Origin of the sequence: Vreelandella nanhaiensis, from assembly GCF_003990185.1 — a bacterium.
Taxonomy (GTDB): domain Bacteria; phylum Pseudomonadota; class Gammaproteobacteria; order Pseudomonadales; family Halomonadaceae; genus Vreelandella; species Vreelandella nanhaiensis.
Map to the genome: position 1 here is coordinate 1 of NZ_RZHF01000007.1, position 3,328 is coordinate 3,328.

Annotated in this window: 3 protein-coding genes; all 3 read left to right on the forward strand. The window is 50.8% G+C overall.

Annotation, left to right across the window (positions count from 1 at the left end):
• Positions 1-398, forward strand: a 398-nt coding sequence (locus tag ELY38_RS19025; protein WP_185858929.1) for a hypothetical protein, incomplete at its 5' end; no start/stop codon positions are given.
• 213 nt (positions 399-611) lie between these two features.
• Positions 612-1,604 carry an IS30 family transposase gene (locus tag ELY38_RS06710; RefSeq protein WP_045812303.1) on the forward strand — a complete coding sequence of 331 codons (993 nt, stop codon included), beginning with the start codon at positions 612-614 and terminating at the stop codon, positions 1,602-1,604.
• 657 nt (positions 1,605-2,261) lie between these two features.
• Positions 2,262-3,328, forward strand: a 1,067-nt coding sequence (locus ELY38_RS06715) for a DcaP family trimeric outer membrane transporter (RefSeq protein WP_185858930.1), incomplete at its 3' end; no start/stop codon positions are given.

Consider the following 3,328-nt stretch of genomic DNA (forward strand, 5'->3'; position numbering starts at 1 on the left):
TTTTTGGCGCAACGGTAGCAACTATACTATCTACACCTGTCTTGGCTAGCTTAGGTAACACCTCTCAAGGCGCTCCGACGCTTGAAAGAGGCGTATCTTCTACGCTGATTCTTGCACAAGGGCACTCGAAGCGTTTCAATATTAATATTGAACAAGCGACTACCCTCCAAGTGACAAGTGAACATTTTCCGGGCATTACAAGCACTGGCAACCGCATTTCAGCTGTTCTTTATAATGAGGCGGGACAGCAGGTAGCAGAAGCTTCCAGCCCACGGGGGCACTTCGAACTTATTCGTCAGCTGCAACCTGGAAATTATCAGCTTGAGGTGAGTGGTAGCTCATTGGGAGGTAATAACCAAAGTGACAGTAACCGTTATGAACTACATGTCGCTTACTAAGCGCCATTAATAATTATAGCTGATTCAAAAGGGGCTAGCTGCAAGCTAGCCCCTTTTAGGTCATTTAAAAAACAAGTTGGATGCAGACTCTGAGTGCAACACTCGTTAATGCCTGGATTCATAGAATAAGCGCAGCACTTTGGACCACAAGGTAGAGGCAGGAGGGCCAGCGCCGGTACCCTCTCTGCCTTACCTACCAAAGTGAAGCAGAGCATGGGATACCGACAACTGACCCAGATCCAACGATACCAAATTTTTGCCTATCTTGAGACCGGCATTAGCCAGCGAAAGATAGCTAAGGCCATTGGTGTCCATAGCAGCACCATTAGTCGCGAGATAAAGCGCAACGGTCTGACCAGTGGTTATGCGCCTGAACAGGCTCAATCGGCAAGTGATCAGCGCCGACGCACTGCCTGGAAAGTGACGAAGCGGCTGCCCAGCCTGATTCGCTGGGTCACTGACCAATTGATGGACGAATGGAGCCCTCAGCAAATCAGTGGCTTCATGGCCAATGCCAACGGGGTCTGCGTAAGCCATCAATGGATCTATGCGTTAATCTGGGACGACAAGAAGCACGGTGGAACATTATGGAAACGGCTCCGACTGCCACGCCAGCGGCGCTACCAGCGCCAATTGGCTAAGCGGGCGGGGTTAGGCAAAATCCCGCACCGAGTAGGCATTGAGCAGCGCCCTGCCAAGGTGGAAGAACGGCGCCATATCGGACATTGGGAAGGCGACACGGTGCTTAAGGGCCACAAAGAATCTGGACTGGTGACCCTGGTCGAAAGACGCAGTGGCTACCTCTTGGCAGCGCGGCTGCCAACAATCACCGCCACTAGAACGGCTCAGGCAATGACGCGGTTATTGGCACCACGCCGAGGGGCAGTGCACACCATCACTTTGGATAATGGGTCGGAATTCGCTGAGCACCGGAAAGTTGCCAAGGCCGTCTCGGCTAAGACCTATTTTTGCGACCCGTACCGCTCATGCCAGCGTGGTACTAATGAAAACACCAATGGTCTGATTAGGCAGTATTTTCCTAAAGGTACTGACTTCCGCAAAGTGACCAATGCCGAGCTACGAAGTGTCGTCAATAAGCTAAACGATAGACCAAGAAAGCGGCTGGGATACCGAACCCCAGCCCAGGTGTTCTTAGGTGAATACTCAGGAGCACTAGAAACCGCAGGTGCTGCACTTATTAGTTGAATCCAGGAATTCAGCTTCATTTCAAAAACCACAGCTAATATAAACAAATCATCAACCACTGGAGTAATTATCATGAAAGTTAACCAATTATCTTTGGAGCGCTTGTAGCCAGCATTCTTTCAACACCTGTATTGGCTAACTTCGGCAATACAACCCAGGATCTGCCCCTACTTGAAAGAGGCGTCTCTTCTACACAGATTCTTGCTCAGGGGCAATCCAAACGTTTCAATATTAACATTGAACAAGCGACTACCCTACAAGTGACGAGTGAGCATTTTCCCGGCATAAGGAGCTATGGTAACCGCATTTCAGCAGTTCTTTACAATGAGTCTGGACAACGAGTAGCAGAAGCGTCCAGTCCACAAGGCCACTTCAACCTTGTCCATCAGTTGCAACCTGGGAATTATCAACTCGAAGTTACAGGAAGATCAGGGGGTGGCAGTAACGCAAATGATGATAACCGTTATAAGCTGCACGTTGTCTACTAACCTTTATTGGCAAATATGCTGAGGTTACAGAAGGTCAGCCATGAGCTGGCCTTTTTTATGAAAAATTGATACCCCGGCAGGCAAATTCAGCTTTAATTCAGGAATCTTCGCTAACTTTATAGTGCCGCAATCGGCGTAAAAACAAGACAATTCATAAAGAGGTGTCATCATGTGGAATAACAAGAAGATTCCCTTGGTCAGCATGACGGTTATGGCCTTGGCAATCGGCTCGACGTATGTTTCGGCCCTGGAAACCCAAGTGGGAGAGACCACCGTGGGGCTTTATGGCTACGCCAGGCTGAACATGGCTTACAACTTCGATCGGGATGCCGGATCAGCTAACGAAGGTTACTTTGCTGAAGTCGCAGGATCGGAAGATGAGAGGGATGTCGGGGATCAGTTTCAAGTCACCGCGACACAAAGCCGCATCGGCTTTCGGACCAGTACGCCTGTCGAGGGGAGCACGCTTTACACCGTAATCGAAGGGGACTTCTGGTCCTATAATGATGATAATTCGCGCTTCAGATTACGGCATGCCTATGGTTCCTGGAATGGGATCCTTGCCGGACAGACCTGGTCGAATTACAACACCTTCGTCGCCGCCACGCCCACACTGGATTTCCTCGGCACGGCGGGAAGCAATGGCTATGGGTCGCGCCTAGCCCAGTTGCGCTACACCATGGGAGGATTCTCGATAGCTGCGGAGGATCCAAAGGCACAGCTGGCGGAGAACATCGATGGCTCCGTGCCAGAAGATGATTTGCTACCGGATAATGACGATGCCGTATCATCGATGCCCGCGTTGAGCCTGCGCTATGAAGATAGTATGGGTGACTTTTCCTACTCAATCGCCGGCATCGCCCGGCAGCTGAAGTACGATACCGGAAGCGAAAAGGATACGGAAATGGGCTATGGGGCCTTCGCCGCAGGTGCCTACCATGCCGGACCGGTGACCTTGAGAGCGATCGTGAACGCCAGCGAGGGGGCGAACAGTTACCTCTATCTGTCTGGCGATTACTTCAACGGTGCCGATGCCTACGTCGATACCAACGGTAAGCTGCAAACGCTATCTGGCGATGGCGGAGCCCTTGGTCTTTCTTATCAAATATCACCACAGTATTCACTGAACGCGTCCCATGGCTATACCGATGTCGAATTGGGCGACCCTACCGTAGGTGGGAATGCAGGTAGAAAGAACAAGAATACATTTCTTAATCTGATGTGGACTCCCAACGA

Bases quoted from the DNA above. Each gene is read 5' to 3' on its own strand.
- ELY38_RS06710 (WP_045812303.1), top strand. From the start codon at position 612: ATGGGATACCGACAACTGACCCAGATCCAACGATACCAAATTTTTGCC.